Source organism: Kosakonia sp. LAM2021 (genome assembly GCF_016620385.1).
Classification (GTDB): Bacteria; Pseudomonadota; Gammaproteobacteria; order Enterobacterales; family Enterobacteriaceae; genus Kosakonia; species Kosakonia sacchari.
Map to the genome: position 1 here is coordinate 185,079 of NZ_JAENHT010000003.1, position 22,714 is coordinate 207,792.

Genomic DNA, 22,714 nt, shown 5'->3' on the forward strand with positions numbered 1-22,714 from the left:
TGTTTGCAGTGTAAGCAAGTGTTACTTCACTTCAATGCCTTTTGCCTGCAGATCTGCATGGTAAGAGGAACGAACGAACGGGCCACAGGCTGCATGGGTAAAGCCCATCGCCAGCGCTTCCTCTTTCATTTCGTCAAACTCATCCGGGCTGACATAGCGCTGTACAGGCAGGTGGTGGCGGCTTGGCTGTAAATATTGGCCCAGCGTCAGCATCGTCACGCCGTGACGGCGCAAATCGCGCATGACTTCAATGATCTCTGCGTTGGTTTCGCCTAAGCCAACCATCAAACCGGATTTCGTCGGGATTTCCGGATGCGCTTCTTTAAAACGCTCCAGTAGTTTCAGCGACCAGTTGTAATCTGCGCCCGGGCGAACCTGGCGGTAAACACGCGGCACGTTCTCCAGGTTGTGGTTAAACACATCTGGTGGCGTGGCAGTGAGGATATCCAGCGCACGATCCATACGACCACGGAAATCTGGCACCAGCGTTTCGATTTTGATCGATGGGCTTTTTTCGCGGATTGCAGTAATGCAATCAGCAAAATGCTGAGCACCTCCGTCACGCAAATCGTCACGGTCAACAGAGGTGATTACTACATAACGCAGCGCCATATCAGCAATGGTTTGCGCCAGTTTTTGCGGTTCGTTGGCATCCGGTGCCACAGGACGGCCATGTGCCACATCGCAGAACGGACAGCGGCGCGTGCAAATAGCGCCAAGGATCATAAAGGTTGCCGTACCGTGATTGAAACACTCAGCGAGGTTCGGGCAGGAAGCCTCTTCGCACACAGAGTGCAGCCCGTTTTTACGCATGGCTGCTTTAATGCCCTGGATACGGGAAGAGTCGGCCGGGAGTTTGATTTTCATCCATTCCGGTTTTCTTAACAGGGCTTCGCGCTCAGTCGCCACATTTTTAACCGGGATAAGCGCCATTTTATCGGCATCGCGGTACTTAACACCGCGTTCCATCACAATGGGTTTACTCATAGCGTGCGTGTTCCAGTTGCGGATAACGAAGTAAGCATTCAATTCAAATGAATGTTGTATTTATCAACTATTTTTGAATTAAGTTGCGTGCAGTATACCATTGAGGGGGATAGAAAGCAGCCTGACAACGGGGCAATTTGTAAAATAGTTGTTGTTTTGTGCCGAATGCCCAATAAGGGTTAGCGCTTTCGCCAGGCACGGACGGGCGTTAAAAAGCCCGCCGGATAACATTAATGACGCTTTCCAGTACCGGGTCGCGCAGGCTCAACTTATTGTAAAAAAGTGAGATTTCAAGCTGCTCACTGCTGATCGGCGGGTAATTAATTTCAACCAGCGGCCAACAGCCACTGAATAACTCAAACAGCCGCGCCGGCATTAACCCGAGCATATCGCTGTTGCCGATCAGTGCCGCAATCGTAAACATATTGTAACTGCTGAAGCTTACCTGACGCTCAGGTAAAAGATCCTGTACGCGTTGGCGAAGCCCGCTGAGATTTTGCCCTTCCAGCATTAGCAGCGTGTGTTCGTACTGTTGCAAAACTTCTCCATTGATTAGCCCATTTAAACAAGGGTGCCCTTTACGGCATACCAGCATGACGCGGTCGCTATAAAGGACGTGATGATTAATGGTACGAGAGCCTGCAATATGCGTATCAATAATTAAATCGGTTTGAAACTGGCTGAGCTGACTTTCCGCATCATTAACGGGAATATTACGCATCATCAGATGCGGCGAACTCTCTTTTATTGCCTGGAAGATAACAGGTATAACTAATGCACCAATCGATGGTGGCGTGCCGATGGTAATCGTTCGTTGTTTGTCATAACTGCCGGTCAGATCTAATGCGCCAAGAATAGACTCCAGCCCCTGGCTGATATATTCGTGCAGATGGGAAGCATAAGCCGTAGGCGTCACGCCCTGGCCTTTACGAATGAAAAGCGGATCGGGAAATATTGCGCGTAATTTTTGAATAGACTGGCTAATTGCGGAAGGCGTTAAATTGAGCACTTTGGCCGCGTTGACTATCCCTTTGTGCACATATACTGCCTCAAAAATGGTCAATAAATTGAGATCAATATTGCGCAGCGTTCTGAAGACTTGCGGCTTATCATCGTCGGGGCGCACGGTTATTCGCTTTTCCTGCAGGTTATTATTATCCACGCTTGTGCTCCGTATTCATTCAAAAACTGAATGATAGTTGAATTTATTTTTGTTGTTGATTATTAACTTGAGTAAACATCCTGTCTCTCGTCATCATGACGTAGTTTTTCATCGCGAGGCCAGACAATACACGCAAAAAAGATTGAACTGGAGCGCGCATACAAAGCCTGGCAACGTGCTTTAATGCTAATTATCCCGACAAAGCAGGCAGGTTGAAAATAGAGAATATGGCTTCTATTGTAAAGCGCTAACAGGGCAAATAAATAACTACCCGCACAAAATGCGGGCTTCTATACATGATATATTAAGCGCTCATATATTGATGCGGTGGATTGTTTAGTAGCGCTAAAAATTGCTGGATAAGAATCGTCCTTAATTTATCCATATCGCTATTTTCCACCAGTTGGCTGACCTGGGTCATTTCCATACCGGCGTACCCGCAAGGATTGATGCGCATAAACGGCGCCAAATCCATATCGATATTCAGCGCCAGCCCATGAAATGAGCACCCTTTACGGATCCGCAGCCCCAGAGAACAGATTTTCTTGCCTTGCACATATACACCGGGTGCGTCAGCACGCGCCTGGGCGTTAATCCCGAGCGTTGCCAGCGTATTGATAACCGTATTTTCCAGCAATGTGACAAGTTCGCGCACGCCCACTTTTCGCCGCTTCAGATTAATTAATACATACATGATCTGCTGGCCTGGCCCATGGTAGGTTACCTGCCCGCCGCGATCGCTCTGGATCACAGGAATATCGCCCGGAGCCAGCACGTGTTCGGCTTTGCCGGCCTGGCCTTGCGTAAAGATGGGGTGGTGTTCTACCAGCCAGATTTCATCCGGCGTCGTCTCGTCGCGAGCATCGGTGAATTCATGCATCGCCCGAGAAATGGGATCATAAGGCTGCAAACCAAGATTGCGGATAAGAATGGTGTCCTGAGACAAAACGGCATCCCCGGGGGAGAAAAAGAGTGGGGGGAGTATATCACAGCGAAGACGTTACCCGAATGGCTCCGGGTAACGTGATGAACAATTACAGCACCATACGAACAATTTCGATATTGCCGAGTTCTTCGTACAGCGTCTCTACTTGCTCAATATGCGTGGCGTTAATGGTGATGGATACCGAGTGGTAATTGCCTTTGCTGCTCGGTTTTACCTGCGGAGAGTAATCACCTGGCGCATGGCGCTGTACCACTTCAACCACCAGATCAACCAGCTCTGGTTTCGCCAGACCCATCACTTTGTAAGTAAAGGGAGTCGGGAATTCAAGCAGTTCTTTAAGATTGGTTTTCATGTCAGCTCCGGCGTAAAAAATAAGAACTCCTGCCGCAAGGGCAGGAGTTTTTCTGAGATGCTAAGTATATGGGGACGGAAATCACACTTTCAAGTGTTCAATTTTTAGCCAAACCAGTGATGGAACATCAATTTAATGTAATCAATGATTTTGCCGAAGAAATTGCCTTCCGGGATCTCCTGCAACACCACCAGCGGGCGCTGTTCGATGGTTTTACCATCCAACTGGAAGTTGATAGAGCCAACCACCTGATTTTTCTGCAGCGGTGCGTGCAGTTCGCTGGTGTTCAGCACATAGCTGGCTTTCAGATCTTTCATGCGACCACGCGGAATGGTCAGGTACACGTCTTTATCAACGCCCAGCGACGCGCGATCGCTGTCGCCAAACCATGCTGGCTCTGAGGCAAACTCTTTACCGGCTTTGATCGGACTTACGGTTTCAAAGAAACGGAAGCCCCAGGTCAGCAGTTTCTTGCTTTCGGTTTCACGGCCTTTAAACGTGCGACCACCCATCACAGCAGAGATCAGGCGCATCTGGCCTTCGGTTGCTGATGCCACCAGGTTATAACCCGCTTTATCGGTGTGACCGGTTTTAATCCCGTCGACATTCAGGCTGTTATCCCACAGCAGGCCATTACGGTTGGTCTGGCGAATGCCGTTAAAGGTGAACTCTTTCTCTTTATAAATGGAGTATTCGTTCGGCACATCGCGGATCAGCGCCTGACCAATCAGCGCCATGTCACGCGCGGAGCTGTACTGACCATCCGCATCCAGGCCGTGTACGGTCTGGAAGTGGCTGTTTTGCAGGCCCAGCGCTTTAACGTAGTTGTTCATCAGGCCGACAAACGCATCCTGGCTGCCCGCCACATAATCGGCCATTGCCACGCAAGCATCGTTACCGGATTGCAGGTTGATTCCACGGATCAGTTGGGAAACCGGCACTTGCATACCGGGTTTCAGGAACATCAGCGAAGAACCACGGAACACCGGGTTGCCGGTAGCCCAGGCGTCGTTACCAATCGTGACCAGATCGCTGTCTTTGAATTTGCCCGCTTTCATGGCCTGGCCAATGACATAGCTGGTCATCATCTTGGTCAGGCTTGCAGGATCGCGGCGCGCATCAGCGTTTTGCTCAGCCAGCACTTTGCCGGAGTTATAGTCGATCAGGATATAGGATTCCGCGTCAATCTGCGGAACGCCCGGGATCATGGTCTTAATATTCAGGTCATCGGCATGCGCAGCGGAAAGAGAAGCTGCTGCCAGCGCCGTGGTGAGCGCCAGGCGCTGCATAAAACGAGCGGAAAAAGTGGTCTTCATGGTCGAACAACGACATCCGTGATGGAGTTAAAAAAAGTGCCTTACTATAGCAAAAGCTATACCTGCAGGCATCTGACTTTCAGCATGACTTTGTTAATGTTGCTGACATAAGTTGACAAAATCAGACGCCTTAGCAACGTTACTGGGCGTTCGTGACGAATGACTGCAACTGCGCCTCGTTTTGCAGGCGCTGCTGCAAGGCGCTGGCGTCCGCTTTGTTGCTGAACGGCCCTAACTGTACGCGCCAGACCGCACCGTTTTGCGTGACGCGCCCAGGAACCGCAAACTGCTGCGCCAGGCGCTGCTGGTATTGTTGTGCACGCGTCTGATCGCTGACGGCACCCACCTGCACCATATAACCGCCGCTGCTTACTGCCGCAGCGCTGCTGGCAGGTGCGGCAGTATGTACGTTGCCCTGTACTGAGCCTGGGGCGGTAACGGGCGAAGTGCGCGTTGGTGTGTAAGTTTGCGCAGCCGGAGCAGTCTGCGCGGCCGGCGTAGCCGTTGGCGTCACAGATGCTGTTGCTGGTTGCGCTGCTGTCGCGGTCGCAGTATCGGTGCTGCCTTCCAGCACGCCAGAGGCGAGTGGAGTCGGCGCGCCCAGGAAGCCGCCGCTACGCACTGGCGCCGCGGTCGTGTCGTCGCTTTTCAGCGTGTCATTGCTGATAGCGTGGACATTGCCCTGCGGCTCTACTGGCTGCGGAGCCGAAGAGACGCTGCCGAGACCGCCGCCAAGATCGGGACGCGCTGGCAACGCGTAGGTTTGCTGTGCAACTTTCGTACACGCCATACCCGGGCCGGAAAGGGAACCATCTTGCGCAACGATAATCGGATCGATACGCACTTTGGTGTTATTGGAGGTGTTCAGTCGATCCGCCGCCGCACGTGACAGGGAAATCACGCGATCGTTGCCGTAGGGCCCGCGATCGTTAATGCGGACCACAATCATGCGACCATTCGCCAGGTTGGTGATACGCGCATAGCTCGGAATGGGCAGTGTCGGGTGTGCTGCGGTAAGCTGCATTGGATCGAACGCTTCGCCGGAAGCAGTCAAATTGCTGCCGGGTTCGGCATCATAAATGGCAGCCAACCCCGCCTGGCTAAAATTCGCCGGAGTCTGCACGATTTTGTAGCGCTTACCGTCGCGTTCATAATCCTGATTCGCCGTGGCGACAGGCGCTTCGTAATGAGGCTCCGCACCGCTAATTTCAACGACAGGGCCGTTACACACCGCAGGTTGCGGCGCTACGGTCGTCTGCTGCTGACCATCATCGTTCGAACATGCCGCCAGTAATCCTGCTGCTATGCAGATCCCAAGCCATTGCTTACGCATTGCCCACCTCTTATACGCTCTTTGACAACATTTTCCTGTGGGTATGGATCGACATAACGATACCAAACCCGGCCATGAGTACGATCAGGGCGGAACCCCCGTAACTGATCAGTGGCAGCGGTACGCCCACCACCGGCAGGATACCGCTCACCATACCAATATTTACGAACACATAAACGAACAAAATCAACATTAAACCACCGGCCATAACGCGCCCGAACGTGGTTTGCGCCCGGGCGGCAATCCACAGCCCACGCATAATCAGCAACACGTACAGCGCCAGCAAAATCAGAATACCGATGAGGCCCAGCTCTTCCGCCAGCACGGCAAAGATAAAGTCGGTATGGCGTTCGGGCAGAAACTCCAGTTGCGACTGGGTTCCGTGCAGCCAGCCTTTACCGCTCAGACCGCCGGAGCCGATGGCGATTTTTGACTGAATAATATGATAGCCCGCGCCGAGCGGATCGGTTTCCGGATCGAGCAGCATCATCACGCGCTGGCGCTGATAATCATGCATCAGGAAGAACCACAGCACCGGGATAAACGCCGCCACCAGCACGGCGGCAATGCCAATCAGCCGCCAGCTTAACCCGGAAAGAAACAGCACAAACAGCCCGGAGAGCACCACGAGGATGGAGGTTCCCAAATCCGGTTGCGCCGCCACCAGCAGCGTCGGCACGAAAATCAGCGCCAGCGCGATAGCGGTGTTCTTCAGCGAAGGCGGGCAGACATCGCGGTTAATAAAGCGTGCCACCATTAACGGTACGGCAATTTTAGCGATTTCCGAAGGCTGGAAACGCACCACGCCCAAATCAAGCCAGCGCTGCGCGCCTTTTGAGATAGCGCCGAAGGCATCCACCGCGACAAGCAAGACGATGCAGAAAATGTAAAGGTAGGGCGCCCAACCTTCATAGACGCGTGGCGGCACCTGCGCCAGGATGACCATGATAATCAGCCCCATGGCGATCTGACCGATTTTGCGCTCGGTCATACCGATATCCTGGCCACTGGCGCTCCAGATAACGATCGCGCTGTAAAACAGCAGAGCGAGGATAATCAGCAGCAGTACCGGATCGATGTGGATTTTATCCCAGAACGATTTCTTGTTCGGATTATCCGTCATGTTATTGGTCCTCCACTGCTGCCGTGGACGGGTTTTCCGTTGGCAGCTCGGTGTTGTTATCGCCAAGCATAATGTGATCGAGGATCTGGCGCATAATCGTACCCACCGCCGGACCTGCGCCACCGTTTTCCAGAATGACGGCGACGGCGACCTGCGGGTTATCGTAAGGGGCGAACGCCGTCATCAATTTATGATCGCGCAGACGTTCGGCAATACGGTGAGCGTTATAGGTTTCGTTGGCTTTCAAACCAAAGACCTGGGCGGTACCGGATTTCGCCGCGACTTTGTACGGCGCGTTGGCGAAGTATTTATGACCCGTACCATTCGGGCGGTTGGCTACACCATACATCCCGTCTTTGGCAATCTCCCAGTAGCCAGAGTGAATATCACCCACCGGCGGCTGTGCCGGCTGTTGCCACGGCACTTGCTTGCCATCTTCTACCGTGCTCATCAGCAGATGCGGCACTTTAACAACGCCGTCATTAATCAGCGTCATCATCGCTTTGTTCATCTGTAATGGCGTTGCCGTCCAGTAACCCTGGCCGATCCCTACCGGAATGGTATCGCCCTGGTACCACGGCTTTTTAAAGCGCTTCAGTTTCCATTCGCGGGTTGGCATGTTCCCCGCGCGCTCTTCCGAGAGGTCAACGCCGGTATAATGACCGTAGCCAAATTTGCCCATCCACTCTGCCAGGCGGTCGATGCCCATATCGTAGGCAACCTGATAGAAGAAGGTATCAGCAGACTCTTCCAGCGACTTGGTAACGTTCAGGTGGCCGTGACCCCATTTTTTCCAGTCGCGGTAACGTTTTTCCGAGCCGGGTAATTGCCACCAGCCGGGATCGAACAGGCTGGTGTTACGCGTGATCACCCCGGCGCTGAGTGCGGAAACGGCCACATACGGTTTTACCGTGGACGCTGGTGGGTACACCCCTTGCGTTGCGCGGTTGATCAGCGGCGTATTTGGGTCGTTTAAGAGGGAAGAGTAATCTTTGCTGGAAATGCCATCGACAAACAGGTTCGGATCGTAGCTTGGCATCGACACCAGCGCGAGAATGCTGCCATTGCGTGGATCGGTTACTACCACGGCGGCACGGCTGCCAGCGAGCAGCGTTTCAATATATTGCTGGAGTTTTAAATCCAGCGTCAGGTAGATATCATGACCGGCCTGTGGCGGCACCTCTTTGAGCTGACGGATCACGCGGCCGCGGTTGTTGACTTCCACCTCTTCATAACCGGTCTGACCGTGCAGCACATCTTCGTAATAGCGCTCAATGCCCAGTTTACCGATATCGTGGGTGGCGGCGTAGTTTGCCAGCTTGCCCTCTTTATCCAGCCGTTCGACATCTTTATCGTTAATTTTCGACACGTAGCCAATAACGTGTGTCAGCGCGGAACCATACGGATAAAACCGGCGCTTATAGCCCTTGACCTCAACGCCGGGGAAACGGTACTGGTTCACCGCAAAGCGCGCCACCTGAACTTCCGTCAGGTTAGTTTTTACCGGTATTGAGGTGAAGCGGTGCGAGCGTGAGCGCTCTTTTTTGAAGTTGGCAATATCGTCGTCGTTCAGATCGACCACATCGCGCAGGGCATCCAGCGTTTGCTGCACATCATCGACTTTCTCCGGCATCATCTCGACCTGGTAGATGGTGCGGTTCAGCGCCAGCGGCGTGCCGTTGCGATCGTAGATAATGCCGCGGCTTGGCGCGATAGGCACCAGCTTAATGCGGTTTTCGTTGGAGCGGGTCTGGTAGTCCGCAAAACGGACGATTTGCAGGTTATAAAGGTTGGCTACCAGCACGCCGGTAAGCAGCAAAATCCCCGTAAAAGCGACCAGCGCCCGGCGCACAAACAGCGCGGACTCAGCCGTATAGTCGCGAAAAGAATTCTGTAATTTCATCCGCTGCTTAATCTACCCAAGACTCGTCGTTACTCACGGTGATAAGGATGGTTGGTGGTAATACTCCATGCGCGATATAGGCTTTCAGCAACCAGCACGCGCACCAGCGGGTGAGGTAACGTTAGCGCAGAGAGTGACCAACTTTGTTCTGCCGCCGCTTTGCAGGCTGGTGATAGCCCTTCCGGCCCGCCAATCAGCAAGCTGACATCGCGCCCGTCTTGCTTCCAGCGCTCCAGCTCGTTTGCCAGCTGCGGTGTATCCCAGGGTTTACCCGGAATATCGAGGGTAACGATACGATTTTTGCCGGCCGCGGCCAGCATCAATTCACCCTCTTTATCGAGAATGCGTTTGATATCTGCGTTCTTGCCGCGCTTTCCCGCCGGAATTTCGATTAGTTCGAACGGCATATCTTTTGGAAAGCGGCGCAGGTATTCACTAAAACCTGTCTGTACCCAGTCCGGCATTTTCGTGCCGACGGCGACCAGTTGCAGTTTCACGCATTAACCCCAGAGTTTTTCCAGCTCATACAGGCGACGGCTCTCTTCCTGCATGACGTGGACAATCACATCGCCCAAATCGACAACGACCCAGTCCGCGGCGCTTTCACCTTCGACACCCAGCGGCATCATGCCGGCGGCACGCGATTCCTGCACCACATGATCCGCAATAGAGATAACGTGACGCGTAGAGGTGCCGGTGCAGATAATCATGCAGTCGGTGATACTGGATTTACCCTGAACGTCAATGGCAACGATATCTTGACCTTTCAGGTCATCAATTTTGTCGATAACAAAATCCTGGAGTGCTTTACCCTGCAAGTGTTCCCCCTGGGGTGAGTGAAAAATGTACTGTTAATGAACGGCCTGACATTATACCTGAACTGCATCGATTGTCGGGGTAACAGAGACCCGGCAAGTTTAAAAGTTGGCTATCATCCCATCACGGGCGCGCGATTGCATTGCCATTTTTGTAAAACAATCTCTGCGCGCGGAGGATAGCAGCCTGTGAGGGCGTGTCAATGGCCGAATCAGCGGTGTGAATAGGATGCGTGAAAAACAGGCTATGCAACGTCCGCGCGCCATGCTGCGCGACTATTTAATACCCGTAGCGTGGCGAAATCATCATGGATATCAATAGCGCTCCAGCATCCTTGATCAACACGAAAATGCCACAGCGATGCGGCAGGCATGTTGAGCAAGCGGGCTATCAACAAACTCAATACCCCCTGATGGCTGGCGATCAACACGTTCTTGTGCTGACTTTTTATATCGGCAAGCAGCGCAATAACTTGCTCAATTCGTGCAGAAAATGCCTGAAATCCTTCACCATTGGTAGGAACGGCGTGCTGCCAGTCGGTACACCAGGCGGTATAGCTTTCCGGATCTTCTCGCGTTAAATCGCGATGATGGCGCATTTCCCAGTCGCCAAAAAACATCTCATTAAGTAATGGTGTGGTATGAACGGTCAGCGTACGCGATTCCAGTACGCGCGCGGCCGTCTGCTGCGCGCGCTCCAGTTCGCTACACAGCACATAATCGAAGGGCACACTCGCGAGTAAATCGCGCAGGGCTTCCGCCTGCGCCAGCCCTTTGGGCGTCAGCGGAGTCGGTGAGTGGCCGCTATAAAGCCCGGCAACATTCGCTTCGGTTTCTCCGTGGCGTATCAGCCAGAGTCGCATTGTGATCTCCCGTCTGGATTCGTGCGCAAAGTTTACCATCGCGCCCTCAATCACAGCCTCTTTTTCGTTTAAGATAACGGCTTTTAACCGGAGCGGAAGATGGCTTTGTTTCACAGTGCGCACGGTGGCAATACGCGTGAGGCGGCAGAACTGTTGGGGATATCAGCGGAACAGTTGCTTGATTTCAGCGCCAACATTAACCCGGCTGGCATGCCGGCATCGCTTAAACATGCGTTGCAAAATAATCTGTCGCTCGCCGAGCGCTACCCGGATGTTGAATATCAGCGTCTGCATCAGGTACTGGCGGCTCATCACCAGGTTCCGGCTTCATGGATACTTGCCGGGAACGGTGAAACGGAAGCGATCTTTGCGCTGGTCAACATGCTTAAGCCACGTAAAGCGATGCTGATAACGCCAGGGTTTACGGAATACCGCCGGGCGCTGGCGTTGGTGGGATGTGCGATTAGCGACTATCAGTTGCGTGAGACTGATGGCTGGCAGCTTACCGATGCGCTGCTGGGCGCGCTGAGTGCCGACCTTGACTGTTTATTTCTCTGTACACCGAATAACCCCACCGGCTTGTTGCCGGACGACGCTTTGCTGCACGCGATCGCCGCACGTTGCGAAGCGCTGGGAATTACGCTTGTCCTCGACGAAGCTTTTATGGATTTTATTGCCGAACGCGAAGGTTTTATTCCTTATCTGGTAAACAATCCGCACGTTTGGGTGCTGCGTTCACTCACCAAGTTTTACGCCATTCCAGGCCTGCGATTGGGGTATGTGTTGGGCAGCAATGAACAGCAAGTCTGCTCTATGCGCGATGCGCAGATGCCGTGGTCCATCAATGCCTTTGCTGCGCTCGCGGGTGAGGTAATTTTACAGGACTGCGACTATCAGCAGGCAAGCTGGAATTGGCTTAATAAAGAACGTCCGCGTTTATTCGCCGCTCTGAACGCGCTGCCGGGGTTAACGGTCTGGCCTGGCTGCGCAAATTATCTTTTTATGCGCTGTGACGTGCCGGAGATGGAGTTACAACAGGCATTGCTTTCCCGCCACATTTTGATTCGTAGCTGTGCCAATTACCCAGGGCTGGATGCGCGCTATTACCGTGTGGCGGTGCGAAGCGAAGGGGAGAATGATCGGCTTATCGCTGCCATGACGGCGGTGCTCAGCGGTACAAACCCTGCTCGTTGATATATGCCATGACGGATTCGGGGAGCAAATCATCACACTTTTCACCGTGCTCCAGCCGTTCACGGATAAGCGTCGCCGAAATGTTGAACCACGGGGTTTCGGCAAGGTAAATCCGTCCTGCAGGTAAGGTATGCAGATCTTCAGGATTGGTGGTGAGATGGGCTTCCAGCCACTGTTGATGCGCTTCCTGCTCCATTGTCAGCGGGTAACCTGGGCGGCGGCAGACAATCAGATGGCAGTTATCCAGAATGGACTCGTAGTGATGCCAGGTGGGGAAAGTCAGCAGTGAATCCTGACCGATGATAAACGCCAGTGGGCGTTGCGCACCTTGCTCTTCCCGCCACTCTTGTATAGTTTGCGCCGTATATGAAGGAGTGTCGCGGCGCAGTTCGCGTTCATCAAGGGTGAATAAGGGTTTATCGGCAATCGCCAGTTCGACCATTTTTTTGCGTTGCTGGCTGCTGGCTTCGGGTTGTGCACGGTGCGGCGGCACGTTATTGGGCATGATGATCACCCTGGAAAGGCCAATCTGGTTCGCCAGCGCTTCCACAGGTTTCAGGTGCCCATAATGAACCGGATCAAATGTACCGCCAAACAGTGCCTGCAACTGATTCATGTCAACCATCAATAAAAACGTCTGCCAGTGCCTTATGACAGAGTAGCAGAGAAAGCCCTTCAAGCTCGGCCCAGACCGACTGACCAAAATCCTGCTTCACAATCAGCTCAATGCGGCTCAGCAAATGGACCGCCTGGCGTAACTGGTCGAGGCTCAGGCGGTTAAGCGCATCGCCCGTCACACCCCGGCGGTTTTGCCACACCCGATGCTTGTCAAACAGCGCACGCAGTGGGGTATGTGCTGACTGGCGTTTCAACGTCACCAGCAACAGCAATTCGCGTTGCACGGTACGCAGCAGGATCACCGGCTCACACGCTTCCAGTCGCAACTGGGTGAGAATGTGCAACGCGCGTTTGCTTTTCCCGGCAAGTAGCGCATCAACCCAGTGGAAAGGGGTGAAGTGCGCTGCGTCGTTCACCGCATGTTCCACGCGGGGCAGGGTGAGTTTGCCATCCGGCCACAGCAGCGCCAGACGTTCCAGCGCTTGCGCGAGTGCCAGTAAGTTTCCTTCGTAGCAATAACAAAGTAACTGATTGGCGGCGTCGTCCAGTTCCAGCTTGTTTTGCTTTGCCCTGGCGGCAACCCAGCGCGGCAGGTTCGCCTGTTCCGGTGTCTGGCAGCTTACCTGCACGGCACGATTATTTAGCTGCGTTATCCATGCCGCATTTTCCTGCGCTTTGGTGAGCTTGTTCCCGCGCACTGTCAAAATCAGGTCGTCATGCAGCAGGCTGACCAGCTTTGCCAGTTGTTCATTGATAGCAGCGTTTGGGCCATTTTCGGGCAGCTGTAACAGTAACGTCTGGCGGCTGGCGAACAGACTCAATGCCTGGCAGATGGAGAAAATCGCATCCCAATCCGTGCTGGCATCCAGTGTGAAGGTATGGTGTTCGATGAAACCCTGTTCAGAGGCGACCTGACGCACAGCGTCCTGGCTCTCTTGCAACAACAGCGGATCATTACCGAGGAGTAAATACGCCGCGCGCAGCCCTTCATTAAGCTGCGCGCGGAGTTGTTCCGGATACAACCTGAGCATTAGCTACCCGGTTGTGTGGAAGAGGAGCCAGTCGTCGAGGTGGCGGCATCCTGCGTGCTTTTCGCGTCTGCCGTATGTACGCTAGGCAGCTTACGAATTAGCTGTTCGGCTGCTTTGTCATACATCTCCTGAACGATCATCTCCTGCTCTGCCGCTTTCGCCAGTGCCGTTTGCGGGTTATCGAAGAAGGAACGATAAACTTTGGTATTGATCGGGTAAATATCATGACCCGGGATCAGCACGCTGGCGTTTACGGTCAGCACCATTTGATATTCCGCAGTACGACCATCCTGGAAAACAGAAGCCGTGTCACGAGAGAATGTTACGGCCCCCAGACGCAAAGAAGGCACATCCTGACGTGTGGACGTTTTCTCCAACAGTTCGACGCCATTCAGGCGCAACTGGCTGCGGATCGCGCGGCTCAGCGGGCCATTCGGATCCCCGGAGTCAAAAAACATCGTTTTCATTTCGCTCGGCACCTGCGTGGTATTACGCAGATGCCAGCCACATCCGGCGGTGATGAGCACCGCCAGTGATACGAACAATGTAGCCAGATATCGCACGCTTCCTCCCGCGCTTAGCCAACGACCAGATTAAGCAGTTTACCCGGTACGTAAATCACTTTACGCACGGTCACGCCATCAAGATATTTTGCCACCAGATGTTCCTGGCCTGCACGTTCACGCACCTGTTCTTCCGTCGCGTCAACGGCAACAGTAATTTTACCACGCACTTTACCGTTGACCTGGACGACGACCAGCGTGGTGTTTTCCACCATCGCTTTCTCATCAGCCTCCGGCCATGGCGCATTGTCGATATCGCCTTCGCCGCCCAACGCCTGCCACAGCGTGAAGCTGGCGTGTGGGGTGAACGGGTTAAGCATACGTACCACCGCCAGCAGGGCTTCCTGCATTAAGGCGCGATCTTGTTCGCTCTCCTGCGGCGCTTTCGCCAGTTTGTTCATCAGCTCCATAATCGCCGCGATAGCGGTGTTAAAGGTCTGACGGCGACCGATGTCATCGGAAACTTTCGCGATGGTTTTATGCACGTCACGGCGCAGGGCTTGCTGGTCTTCACTCAGCGCAGCCACATCCAGCGCGGCAACAGCACCCTGAGCGGTGTGTTCGTAAACCAGTTTCCAGACGCGTTTCAGGAAGCGGTTCGCCCCTTCTACACCGGATTCCTGCCACTCCAGTGTCATATCGGCTGGCGATGCAAACATCATGAACAGACGCACGGTATCCGCGCCGTAACGCTCAACCATTTCCTGCGGGTCGATACCGTTATTTTTCGACTTGGACATTTTGCTCATGCCGGTATAAACCAGCTCGTGGCCCGCCGGATCGGTCGCTTTGACAATGCGGCCTTTCTCGTCACGTTCCACAATGGCATCTTTCGGCGAAACCCAGTTACGTTCGCCGTTTTCACCCACGTAATAGAACGCATCAGCCAGTACCATGCCCTGGCACAGCAGCTGTTTGGCAGGCTCATCGGAGTTCACCATGCCCGCGTCGCGCATCAGTTTGTGGAAGAAGCGGAAGTAGAGCAGGTGCATGATGGCGTGTTCGATACCGCCAATATAAATATCTACCGGCAGCCAGTAATTCGCCGCTTTCGGGTCGAGCATGCCTTCGTTGTGCTGCGGGCAAGTGTAACGTGCATAGTACCAGGAAGACTCCATAAAGGTGTCAAAGGTATCAGTTTCGCGCAGTGCCGGTTGGCCGTTAACGGTGGTTTTCGCCCACTCAGGATCGGCTTTAATTGGGCTGGTGATGCCGTCCATGACTACATCTTCCGGCAGGATAACCGGCAGTTGATCTTCCGGCGTTGGAATAACGGTACCGTCTTCCAGCGTCACCATCGGGATTGGTGCGCCCCAGTAACGCTGACGGGACACGCCCCAGTCGCGCAGACGGAAGTTCACTTTGCGCTCGCCCACGCCTTTGGCCGCCAGTTTGTCGGCAATGGCGTTAAAAGCGGCGTTAAAGTCGAGGCCGTCGAATTCGCCGGAGTTAAACAGCACACCTTTTTCGGTCATCGCTTGTTCGCTCAGATCCGGCGCACTGCCGTCTGCGTTGAGGATGACCGCCTTGATCGGCAGATTGTATTTAGTCGCAAATTCGTAGTCACGCTGATCGTGGCCCGGAACGGCCATCACCGCGCCAGTACCGTACTCCATCAGCACAAAGTTTGCCGCCCACACCGGGATGGCTTCGCCGGTCAGCGGGTGAATGGCTTTCAGGCCGGTATCAACGCCTTTTTTCTCCATCGTCGCCATATCGGCTTCCGCAACTTTGGTGTTGCGGCATTCGTCGATAAAGGACGCCAGCTCTGGTTGGCTCGTGGCAGCCTGTTGCGCCAGCGGATGACCCGCCGCAACGGCAAGGTAAGTTGCGCCGATAAACGTGTCCGGGCGAGTGGTGTAGACCGTCAGTTTCTGGTCGCTGTTCTGCACGTCGAAGGTGATCTCCACGCCTTCAGAACGGCCAATCCAGTTGCGCTGCATGGTTTTCACGGTATCCGGCCAGTGATCCAGATTATCCAGGTCATTCAGCAACTCGTCGGCGTAAGCGGTGATTTTAATAAACCACTGTGGGATCTCTTTACGCTCAACTTTGGTATCACAGCGCCAGCAGCAGCCGTCGATAACTTGTTCGTTTGCCAGCACGGTCTGGTCGTTCGGGCACCAGTTCACCGCAGAGGTTTTTTTATAGACGAGCCCTTTTTTGTACAGCTCGGTGAAGAACTTCTGTTCCCAACGGTAATATTCCGGGGTGCAGGTCGCCAGCTCGCGGCTCCAGTCATAGCCGAAGCCCAGCATTTTTAGCTGGTTTTTCATGTACGCGATGTTGTCGTAGGTCCACGGTGCCGGTGCGGTGTTGTTTTTTACCGCTGCGCCTTCAGCGGGCAGACCAAACGCATCCCAGCCAATCGGTTGCAGCACGTTTTTACCCAGCATGCGCTGGTAACGGGAGATCACATCGCCGATGGTGTAGTTACGGACGTGGCCCATGTGTAGTCGGCCAGAAGGATAGGGGAGCATCGACAAGCAATAGTATTTCTCTTTGCTCTCGTCTTCAGTGACTTCAAATGTGCGCTTCTCTTCCCAGTGGCGCTGTACTTTGGATTCTATCTCTTCCGGGCGGTATTGCTCTTGCATGGCAGCCAGTAGTCCTGTTTTTGCTACAGCTACAAATGTAGCGTTGTTACGTGATTTTTCGAAAGGCATAGCATAGCCCAAACGCCACTCTCAAAACAGCCTTTCCGCGAGGCGGGAATGAAATTGCCGCAGCCTTTGGCGGCTACTTTTTTGTCGACAGTGCGGGCGAGTCGGCACAGCGAGCAAGAAATAACGTCTACCATTAGAGAGAGTTACTGAACCGGGAGGCGAAACGATGAACAAGGTTGCTCATTTTTACCGTGAACTGGTGGCGGCGTTGACCGAGCGTTTACGCAATGGAGAGCGTGATATTGATGCCCTGGTTGAACAAGCGCGCCTGCGCGTGGCGCAAACCGGCGAGTTAACGCGCACGGAGGTTGACGAACTGATGCGCGCAATTCGCCGCGATCTGGAGGAGTTCGCCCTCAGTTACAGCGAAAGCCAGCAGGAGGTCACCGACAGCGTATTTATGCGGGTGATTAAAGAGAGTATCTGGCAGGAGCTGGCGGATATCACCGATAAAACGCAGCTTGAGTGGCGTGAAGTGTTTCAGGATCTCAACCACCACGGCGTGTATCACAGCGGCGAAGTGGTAGGACTCGGGAATCTGGTTTGCGAAAAGTGTCATTTTCATCTGGCGGTCTACACGCCGGATGTGTTGCCGTTATGCCCGAAATGCGGACATGACCAATTCCAGCGCCGCCCGTTCGAACCGTAACCCAAAAAGCGCCTGCCCGAAGCGGGCAGGCGCAGGCTGTCAATGCAGGATTTTTGCGAGGAAGTCTTTGGCACGGTCGGATTTCGGATTATCGAAGAAGGCGTCTTTCTCTGAATCTTCGACAATTTTCCCTTCATCCATAAAGATCACCCGGTTCGCCACTTTGCGGGCAAAGCCCATTTCGTGGGTCACCACCATCATCGTCATGCCTTCGTTCGCCAATTCGACCATTACGTCCAGCACTTCGTTGATCATCTCGGGATCGAGCGCGGAAGTCGGCTCATCAAACAGCATCGCCACCGGATCCATACAGAGCGCGCGGGCAATCGCCACGCGCTGCTGCTGGCCGCCGGAAAGCTGCGCCGGGAACTTATTCGCATGCGCTGACAAACCAACGCGCTCCAGCAGCTTGAGCCCTTTTTCCCTTGCAGCGGCTTTATCACGCTTCAGCACTTTTACCTGTGCCAGCGTCAGGTTTTCAATAATCGACAAATGCGGGAACAATTCAAAGTGCTGAAACACCATCCCGACGTGAGAACGCAGCTTCGCCAGATCGGTTTTCTTGTCATTCACTTTGGTGCCGTTGACGACAATCTCGCCTTTCTGCACCGGTTCCAGACCGTTGACGGTTTTTATCAGTGTGGATTTACCGGAGCCGGACGGCCCGCAAACCACAACCACTTCGCCTTTTTTCACTTCGGTGGAGCAATCGGTCAACACCTGAAAGTGACCATACCATTTAGAAACATTTTTCAGGGATATCATTAGACGGTCCTTTTCTTCAGCCAGCTGACCAACAGCGAAGCACTCAAACTGATAACAAAATAGACAGCACCGGCAAACAGGATCATTTCAACCTGCGTACCATCGCGCTCGCCAATAGTAGATGCGGTGCGGAAGAAATCCGCGAGGCTCAGGACATAGACCAACGAGGTGTCCTGGAATAGCACAATGCCCTGCGTAAGCAGCAGCGGAACCATGGCGCGGAATGCCTGCGGCAAAATGATGAGTTTCATCGACTGCCAGTGTGTCATACCGAGTGCCAGTGCGGCACTGGATTGTCCGCGAGAGATACTCTGGATGCCTGCGCGAATGATTTCTGAATAATAGGCCGCTTCAAACATCGAGAAAGCCACCATTGCTGAAATCAAGCGGATATCGGTTTTGGGTGACAGGCCTAGCACGTTTTGTAGAAAACCCGGCACGATCAGATAGAACCACAGCAGCACCATCACCAGCGGAATGGAGCGGAACACGTTAACGTAGCTCTTGGCGAACCAGCGTAGCGGGGCGAAAGTGGACAGGCGCATCACCGCCAACAGCGTTCCCCAGACGATACCGACAACAATCGCAATCGCCGTGATCTTGAGCGTGACGATCAGACCCGCGACCAGGTACGGCAACGAAGGGACGATTGAACTCCAGTCAAATTCGTACATGATTATTTGCCCCCCATATTGCCCGGCAGGCGAATTTTGCGTTCAACCAGGTTCATCACCAACATAATGAAAGCGTTAATTAAGACATACGCAACGGTGATTGCCGTAAACGATTCCCAGGCATGTGCGGAGTAATCCAGTAATTTTCCTGCCTGCGCTGCCATGTCTACCAGGCCGATAGTGGAGGCGATGGCCGAGTTTTTCACCAGATTCATCATCTCCGAGGTCATCGGCGGCACGATCACGCGATAGGCGTTAGGCAGCAATACATAACGGTAGGTTTGCGGCAGCGTCAGCCCCATCGCCAGACCGGCATTTTTCTGCCCGCGCGGTAGCGACTGAATCGCGGCGCGTACCTGTTCGCAAACGCGAGCGGCGGTAAACAGCCCCAGGCAGACCATAGATGAGACGAAGAACTGGATATTCGGATCCAGTTCTGATTTGAACCACATGCCGATATCTTCTGGCAGTAGTTCCGGTACCACCAGGTACCAGGTAAAAAACTGCACGATCAGCGGCACGTTGCGGAACAGTTCGACATATAGGGTGCCAATGCCGGACAAGAAACGGTTAGGGACGGTGCGCAGGATGCCAAACAGGGAACCGACCAGGAAAGCGATAATCCAGGCCGTCACGGAAAGCGCGATGGTGACCTGAAAACCACTCCATAGCCAGCCAAGATAGGTGGTGTTGCCGAACGGGGCCTGTTCAAGAAATATTCCCCAGTTCCAGTCTATGGACATAAATCTACTCCGGAAAAAAAAGGGTAGCAGCGCTACCCTCGAAGATTGTATGAAGAGCGAGTTTTCGTGTTGAGTGGGGAACGGCCACTCAGCATATAGTCTGTCCGTGCTACTTCGACAATCGAGAGGGCAGGTAAACCCGCCCCTAATGGTTGTAATTAGTTCAGAGCTTTGTCATTCGGTTCTTTGAACAGCGCTTTCATATCGTCAGAGAGATCGAAATTGAGGTTCATGTTTTTCGGCGGAATCGGGTTTTTAAACCATTTATCGAAGGATTTTTCCGCTGCACCGGATGTCTGCAACTGAGCGATGGTGTCATCCATCAGCTTTTTGAACTCCGGATCGTTTTTACGCAGCATACAGCCGTAGGCTTCTTTCGATTGCGGTGTGCCAACGATGTCCCAGTTATCCGGTTTTTTCGCTTTCGCACGTTCACCCGCCAGCAGGGCGTCATCCATCATAAAGGCCACTGCGCGGCCGCTTTCAAGCGTACGGAACGAGTCGCCATGGTCTTTCGCGCTGATAATGCGCATATCCATTTTCTTCTCGTCGTTCAGCTTGTTCAGCAGAATTTCTGAGGTAGTGCCGGAAGTCACAACAACCGCTTTGCCTTTCAGGTCGGCGAAGTCTTTAATTGGGCCGCCTTTTTTGGTCAGCAGACGCGTGCCAACCACGAAAATGGTGTCAGAGAACGCCGCTTGTTTCTGACGTTCAACGTTATTAGTGGTGGAACCACATTCAAAATCGAAGGTGCCGTTTTGCAGCAGCGGGATACGGTTTTGTGAAGTGATTGGAATCAGTTTTACCGCCAGATCCGGCTTATTCAGTTTTTTCTTCACCGCTTCAACGATAGCGTTGGAGTAGTCCTGGGAGTAACCCACGACTTTTTGTTCATTGTCGTAGTAGGAGAACGGTACGGAAGATTCGCGGTGACCGACGACGATAACGCCGTTTTTAGCAATTTTAGCCAGCGTAGCTTGTTGATCGGCCGGCGCTGCGTCGGCAGGTTTTGCATCTTCAGCATGCACCAGACCGGCGGACAGTCCCATCACCAGCATCGCGGCGGCCAGTTTACGTAATTGCATATCCAGACTCCTTTATCGTCAGCGCCAGAGACGCGTATTGATACCCATTGTGTGTATTGTGTTTTTGTTGTTCTGCGACAATATCGTGCAGTGTCGTGTGTGTTTGTTACATTCAGTCTGGCTTAATGTAAAGATTTTGCTGCGGTATTGTTTATTTTTGCGAGGCGCGCCGCACCGTTTAGAGGCAAAAATCTCCCATTGCACCAGATTGGTGCTGCTACTGTTTCCTGCTGGTGCGACCTAAGTTGCACATAAGCGGATTTCATAGCTGCCTGATAGATATAAGCAAACCGCATGCCAAAAACGGCTTAATCGTAAATTTTGCGTAACGAAGAGAGGATGCCCGGTAAGCAGACCGTCACCGGGCAGAATAACGAGGAAAGGGATTAACGGCGGCGCTGACGCAAGCCCATCACCAGGGCGCCAAAGCCCAGCAGCGCGGTGATAATCCACAGCGGCCAGTTACCCGTGCGGGCATACGGCGTGAGGCCAGAGGTCGGTGTTACCTTTGCCGTCAGCACTTCACGGGTAAATTGCGGGATCATCGCCTGGATTTCACCCTGCGGGCCAATGACCGCAGTGATGCCGTTATTGGTGCTACGCAACAGCGGTCGCGCCAGCTCCAGCGCACGCATCCGCGCCATCTGGAAGTGCTGCCACGGGCCGATGGATTTGCCAAACCAGGCGTCGTTCGAGATGGTCAGCAGGAAATCAGTATCCGGGCGGAAATTATCACGCACCTGCTCGCCAAGGATGATTTCGTAGCAGATTGCCGCCGTCAGCGTTAGCCCATGTGCCGACAGCGGAGGCTGTACATAAGCGCCACGGCTGAATGAGGACATCGGCAAATCGAAGAAGGGTGCCAGCGGACGCAGAATCGACTCCAGCGGTACAAACTCGCCAAACGGTACCAGATGGTTTTTATTGTAGCGATCGCTTGAGCTGTAGCTGTACGCGTTGTCTTTGCCCAGCGTAATGATGGTGTTGTAGGTATCGTAGCGGTTTTGCTTATTGAGACGTGCATCGACAATCCCGGTGATAAGCGTACTGTTGTTTGCCCGCAGCAGATTATCCATGGCGCTTAAAAAGCGTTGCTGGTTAATTTCCAGATCCGGAATGGCAGACTCCGGCCAGATAATCAGCTGCGATTTACCCATCACTTGCTCACTGGCTTCGCTGTAGATTTTCAGCGTATTGAGTAGCTGGTTTTCGACCCACTTCATCGATTGTGGAATGTTCCCCTGCACCATCGACACCTGAGTGGTGCGATCCGGCAGCAGTTGATACCACTGGATATAACGCAGCGGGAAGGGTAGAGCGAACAGCACGACGGCGACAACCAGCGGGCGCAAGCGACGCTGCACCAACGCCAGCACCACCAGACCGCTGACCACCATCAGTAAGAAATTGATCGCTTCAACGCCAAGCACCGGCGCGAGGCCTTTCAGCGGCCCATCTATCTGGCTGTAACCAAACTGGAGCCACGGGAAACCGGTTAGCACCCAGCCGCGCAGGAACTCGGTAATTTGCCAGACGACGGGCGCGGCAACGGCCAGTCGCAACCAGGTGGTATGTGGCCACAGACGCGACAAAATACCGGCGAACAGCCCGGTGTAGAGCGACAAATAGGCCGCCAGCAGTACCACAAGGAAAATATTGACCGGGCCTGGCATGCCGCCGAACTGGGCGATACTGACATACACCCAGTGCACACCGCTGCCAAAAAGACCAAGCCCCCAGAAATAGCCAATCCAGGCAGCCTGCAACGGGCGGCGATTCAGGGTTAAACCCTGTAGACCAATCAGGGAGATAAGTGCGGCGGGCCAGAAATCATAAGGAGAAAAAGCCAGCGTTCCGCTGGCTCCGAATAACAACGCCAGCAGCAGACGTATGCGCTGGCGCTCAAACAATGCGGCAAATACCATT

Annotated in this window: 22 protein-coding genes; 2 read left to right on the forward strand and 20 right to left on the reverse strand. The window is 53.6% G+C overall.

The window, feature by feature from the left end; all coding sequences use genetic code 11:
- Positions 1-21: 21 nt before the first annotated feature.
- The 11 genes from lipA to JKP81_RS09690 all read right to left on the reverse strand — a co-directional run bounded on the left by lipA (position 22) and on the right by JKP81_RS09690 (position 10,800).
- A complete protein-coding gene (lipA, locus tag JKP81_RS09640) occupies positions 22-987 on the reverse strand; it encodes a lipoyl synthase (RefSeq protein WP_200551574.1) in 966 nt (321 codons plus the stop codon).
- 208 nt (positions 988-1,195) lie between these two features.
- The gene (locus JKP81_RS09645; protein WP_200551575.1) at positions 1,196-2,149 is read right to left on the reverse strand and encodes a YbeF family transcriptional regulator; all 954 of its coding nucleotides are present in this window, start codon (positions 2,147-2,149) and stop codon (positions 1,196-1,198) included.
- A 304-nt stretch (positions 2,150-2,453) separates the two neighbouring features.
- The gene (gene lipB / locus JKP81_RS09650) at positions 2,454-3,095 is read right to left on the reverse strand and encodes a lipoyl(octanoyl) transferase LipB (protein ID WP_200551576.1); all 642 of its coding nucleotides are present in this window, start codon (positions 3,093-3,095) and stop codon (positions 2,454-2,456) included.
- A gap of 88 nt (positions 3,096-3,183) precedes the next feature.
- Complete coding sequence (gene ybeD, locus JKP81_RS09655) at positions 3,184-3,447, reverse strand: DUF493 family protein YbeD (RefSeq protein WP_017455881.1); 264 nt, start codon at positions 3,445-3,447, stop codon at positions 3,184-3,186.
- Positions 3,448-3,551: 104 nt separating this feature from the next.
- A complete protein-coding gene (dacA, locus tag JKP81_RS09660; protein ID WP_017455882.1) occupies positions 3,552-4,763 on the reverse strand; it encodes a D-alanyl-D-alanine carboxypeptidase DacA in 1,212 nt (403 codons plus the stop codon).
- Positions 4,764-4,902: 139 nt separating this feature from the next.
- A complete protein-coding gene (gene rlpA, locus JKP81_RS09665) occupies positions 4,903-6,096 on the reverse strand; it encodes an endolytic peptidoglycan transglycosylase RlpA (RefSeq protein WP_200551577.1) in 1,194 nt (397 codons plus the stop codon).
- 10 nt (positions 6,097-6,106) lie between these two features.
- Complete coding sequence (gene mrdB / locus JKP81_RS09670) at positions 6,107-7,219, reverse strand: peptidoglycan glycosyltransferase MrdB (protein ID WP_200551578.1); 1,113 nt, start codon at positions 7,217-7,219, stop codon at positions 6,107-6,109.
- Position 7,220: 1 nt separating this feature from the next.
- Positions 7,221-9,122 carry a peptidoglycan DD-transpeptidase MrdA gene (gene mrdA / locus JKP81_RS09675; protein ID WP_020457006.1) on the reverse strand — a complete coding sequence of 634 codons (1,902 nt, stop codon included), beginning with the start codon at positions 9,120-9,122 and terminating at the stop codon, positions 7,221-7,223.
- A 29-nt stretch (positions 9,123-9,151) separates the two neighbouring features.
- Positions 9,152-9,619 (reverse strand): 23S rRNA (pseudouridine(1915)-N(3))-methyltransferase RlmH, encoded by a 468-nt coding sequence (gene rlmH / locus JKP81_RS09680; protein WP_017455886.1) that lies wholly within the window; start codon positions 9,617-9,619, stop codon positions 9,152-9,154.
- A gap of 3 nt (positions 9,620-9,622) precedes the next feature.
- A complete protein-coding gene (gene rsfS / locus JKP81_RS09685; protein ID WP_017455887.1) occupies positions 9,623-9,940 on the reverse strand; it encodes a ribosome silencing factor in 318 nt (105 codons plus the stop codon).
- 242 nt (positions 9,941-10,182) lie between these two features.
- Positions 10,183-10,800: an adenosylcobalamin/alpha-ribazole phosphatase gene (locus JKP81_RS09690; RefSeq protein WP_200551579.1), complete on the reverse strand. Its 618-nt coding sequence runs from the start codon at positions 10,798-10,800 to the stop codon at positions 10,183-10,185.
- 99 nt (positions 10,801-10,899) lie between these two features.
- Here JKP81_RS09690 and cobD point away from each other — a divergent pair, with 99 nt between their 5' ends.
- Entirely contained in the window at positions 10,900-11,994 is a 1,095-nt protein-coding gene (gene cobD, locus JKP81_RS09695) for a threonine-phosphate decarboxylase CobD (RefSeq protein WP_200551580.1), read from the forward strand.
- On the opposite strand, the gene nadD is transcribed toward cobD, so the two are convergent.
- The 4 genes from nadD to leuS are packed head-to-tail and all read right to left on the reverse strand — an operon-like array spanning position 11,969 to position 16,803.
- Positions 11,969-12,610 (reverse strand): nicotinate-nucleotide adenylyltransferase, encoded by a 642-nt coding sequence (gene nadD / locus JKP81_RS09700; protein WP_200551719.1) that lies wholly within the window; start codon positions 12,608-12,610, stop codon positions 11,969-11,971. The genes cobD and nadD overlap by 26 nt on opposite strands.
- A 1-nt stretch (position 12,611) precedes the next feature.
- Positions 12,612-13,643: a DNA polymerase III subunit delta gene (gene holA, locus JKP81_RS09705; RefSeq protein ID WP_065369008.1), complete on the reverse strand. Its 1,032-nt coding sequence runs from the start codon at positions 13,641-13,643 to the stop codon at positions 12,612-12,614.
- Positions 13,643-14,206, reverse strand: coding sequence for an LPS assembly lipoprotein LptE (gene lptE / locus JKP81_RS09710; protein ID WP_045508977.1), 564 nt, complete (start codon positions 14,204-14,206; stop codon positions 13,643-13,645). Before lptE ends, holA begins: the two co-directional genes overlap by 1 nt.
- Before the next feature lie 14 nt (positions 14,207-14,220).
- On the reverse strand, positions 14,221-16,803 hold the full coding sequence (gene leuS / locus JKP81_RS09715; protein ID WP_200551581.1) for a leucine--tRNA ligase: 2,583 nt from the start codon (positions 16,801-16,803) through the stop codon (positions 14,221-14,223).
- Between the two features lie 235 nt (positions 16,804-17,038).
- Here leuS and JKP81_RS09720 point away from each other — a divergent pair, with 235 nt between their 5' ends.
- On the forward strand, positions 17,039-17,521 hold the full coding sequence (locus JKP81_RS09720) for a zinc ribbon-containing protein (RefSeq protein ID WP_131406266.1): 483 nt from the start codon (positions 17,039-17,041) through the stop codon (positions 17,519-17,521).
- Between the two features lie 39 nt (positions 17,522-17,560).
- On the opposite strand, the gene gltL is transcribed toward JKP81_RS09720, so the two are convergent.
- The 5 genes from gltL to lnt all read right to left on the reverse strand — a co-directional run bounded on the left by gltL (position 17,561) and on the right by lnt (position 22,713).
- Positions 17,561-18,286, reverse strand: a complete 726-nt coding sequence (gene gltL / locus JKP81_RS09725; RefSeq protein WP_200551582.1) for a glutamate/aspartate ABC transporter ATP-binding protein GltL — start codon at positions 18,284-18,286, stop codon at positions 17,561-17,563.
- Positions 18,286-18,960: a glutamate/aspartate ABC transporter permease GltK gene (gene gltK / locus JKP81_RS09730; RefSeq protein ID WP_017455897.1), complete on the reverse strand. Its 675-nt coding sequence runs from the start codon at positions 18,958-18,960 to the stop codon at positions 18,286-18,288. Before gltK ends, gltL begins: the two co-directional genes overlap by 1 nt.
- A gap of 2 nt (positions 18,961-18,962) precedes the next feature.
- Entirely contained in the window at positions 18,963-19,703 is a 741-nt protein-coding gene (locus tag JKP81_RS09735) for an amino acid ABC transporter permease (RefSeq protein ID WP_017455898.1), read from the reverse strand.
- Positions 19,704-19,861: 158 nt separating this feature from the next.
- A complete protein-coding gene (locus JKP81_RS09740; protein ID WP_017455899.1) occupies positions 19,862-20,788 on the reverse strand; it encodes an amino acid ABC transporter substrate-binding protein in 927 nt (308 codons plus the stop codon).
- A 386-nt stretch (positions 20,789-21,174) separates the two neighbouring features.
- Complete coding sequence (gene lnt, locus JKP81_RS09745; protein WP_200551583.1) at positions 21,175-22,713, reverse strand: apolipoprotein N-acyltransferase; 1,539 nt, start codon at positions 22,711-22,713, stop codon at positions 21,175-21,177.
- Position 22,714: the final 1 nt, after the last annotated feature.

Excerpts from the sequence above, each read along its gene's own strand:
- lipA (WP_200551574.1), bottom strand. The coding sequence starts at position 987 with ATGAGTAAACCCATTGTGATGGAACGCGGTGTTAAGTACCGCGATGCC.
- ybeD (WP_017455881.1), bottom strand. The coding sequence starts at position 3,447 with ATGAAAACCAATCTTAAAGAACTGCTTGAATTCCCGACTCCCTTTACT.
- dacA (WP_017455882.1), bottom strand. The coding sequence starts at position 4,763 with ATGAAGACCACTTTTTCCGCTCGTTTTATGCAGCGCCTGGCGCTCACC.
- rlpA (WP_200551577.1), bottom strand. The coding sequence starts at position 6,096 with ATGCGTAAGCAATGGCTTGGGATCTGCATAGCAGCAGGATTACTGGCG.
- mrdB (WP_200551578.1), bottom strand. The coding sequence starts at position 7,219 with ATGACGGATAATCCGAACAAGAAATCGTTCTGGGATAAAATCCACATC.
- mrdA (WP_020457006.1), bottom strand. The coding sequence starts at position 9,122 with ATGAAATTACAGAATTCTTTTCGCGACTATACGGCTGAGTCCGCGCTG.
- JKP81_RS09690 (WP_200551579.1), bottom strand. The coding sequence starts at position 10,800 with ATGCGACTCTGGCTGATACGCCACGGAGAAACCGAAGCGAATGTTGCC.
- cobD (WP_200551580.1), top strand. The coding sequence starts at position 10,900 with ATGGCTTTGTTTCACAGTGCGCACGGTGGCAATACGCGTGAGGCGGCA.
- nadD (WP_200551719.1), bottom strand. The coding sequence starts at position 12,610 with ATGAATCAGTTGCAGGCACTGTTTGGCGGTACATTTGATCCGGTTCAT.
- holA (WP_065369008.1), bottom strand. The coding sequence starts at position 13,643 with ATGCTCAGGTTGTATCCGGAACAACTCCGCGCGCAGCTTAATGAAGGG.
- leuS (WP_200551581.1), bottom strand. The coding sequence starts at position 16,803 with ATGCAAGAGCAATACCGCCCGGAAGAGATAGAATCCAAAGTACAGCGC.
- JKP81_RS09720 (WP_131406266.1), top strand. The coding sequence starts at position 17,039 with ATGAACAAGGTTGCTCATTTTTACCGTGAACTGGTGGCGGCGTTGACC.
- gltL (WP_200551582.1), bottom strand. The coding sequence starts at position 18,286 with ATGATATCCCTGAAAAATGTTTCTAAATGGTATGGTCACTTTCAGGTG.
- gltK (WP_017455897.1), bottom strand. The coding sequence starts at position 18,960 with ATGTACGAATTTGACTGGAGTTCAATCGTCCCTTCGTTGCCGTACCTG.
- JKP81_RS09735 (WP_017455898.1), bottom strand. The coding sequence starts at position 19,703 with ATGTCCATAGACTGGAACTGGGGAATATTTCTTGAACAGGCCCCGTTC.
- JKP81_RS09740 (WP_017455899.1), bottom strand. The coding sequence starts at position 20,788 with ATGCAATTACGTAAACTGGCCGCCGCGATGCTGGTGATGGGACTGTCC.
- lnt (WP_200551583.1), bottom strand. The coding sequence starts at position 22,713 with ATGGTATTTGCCGCATTGTTTGAGCGCCAGCGCATACGTCTGCTGCTG.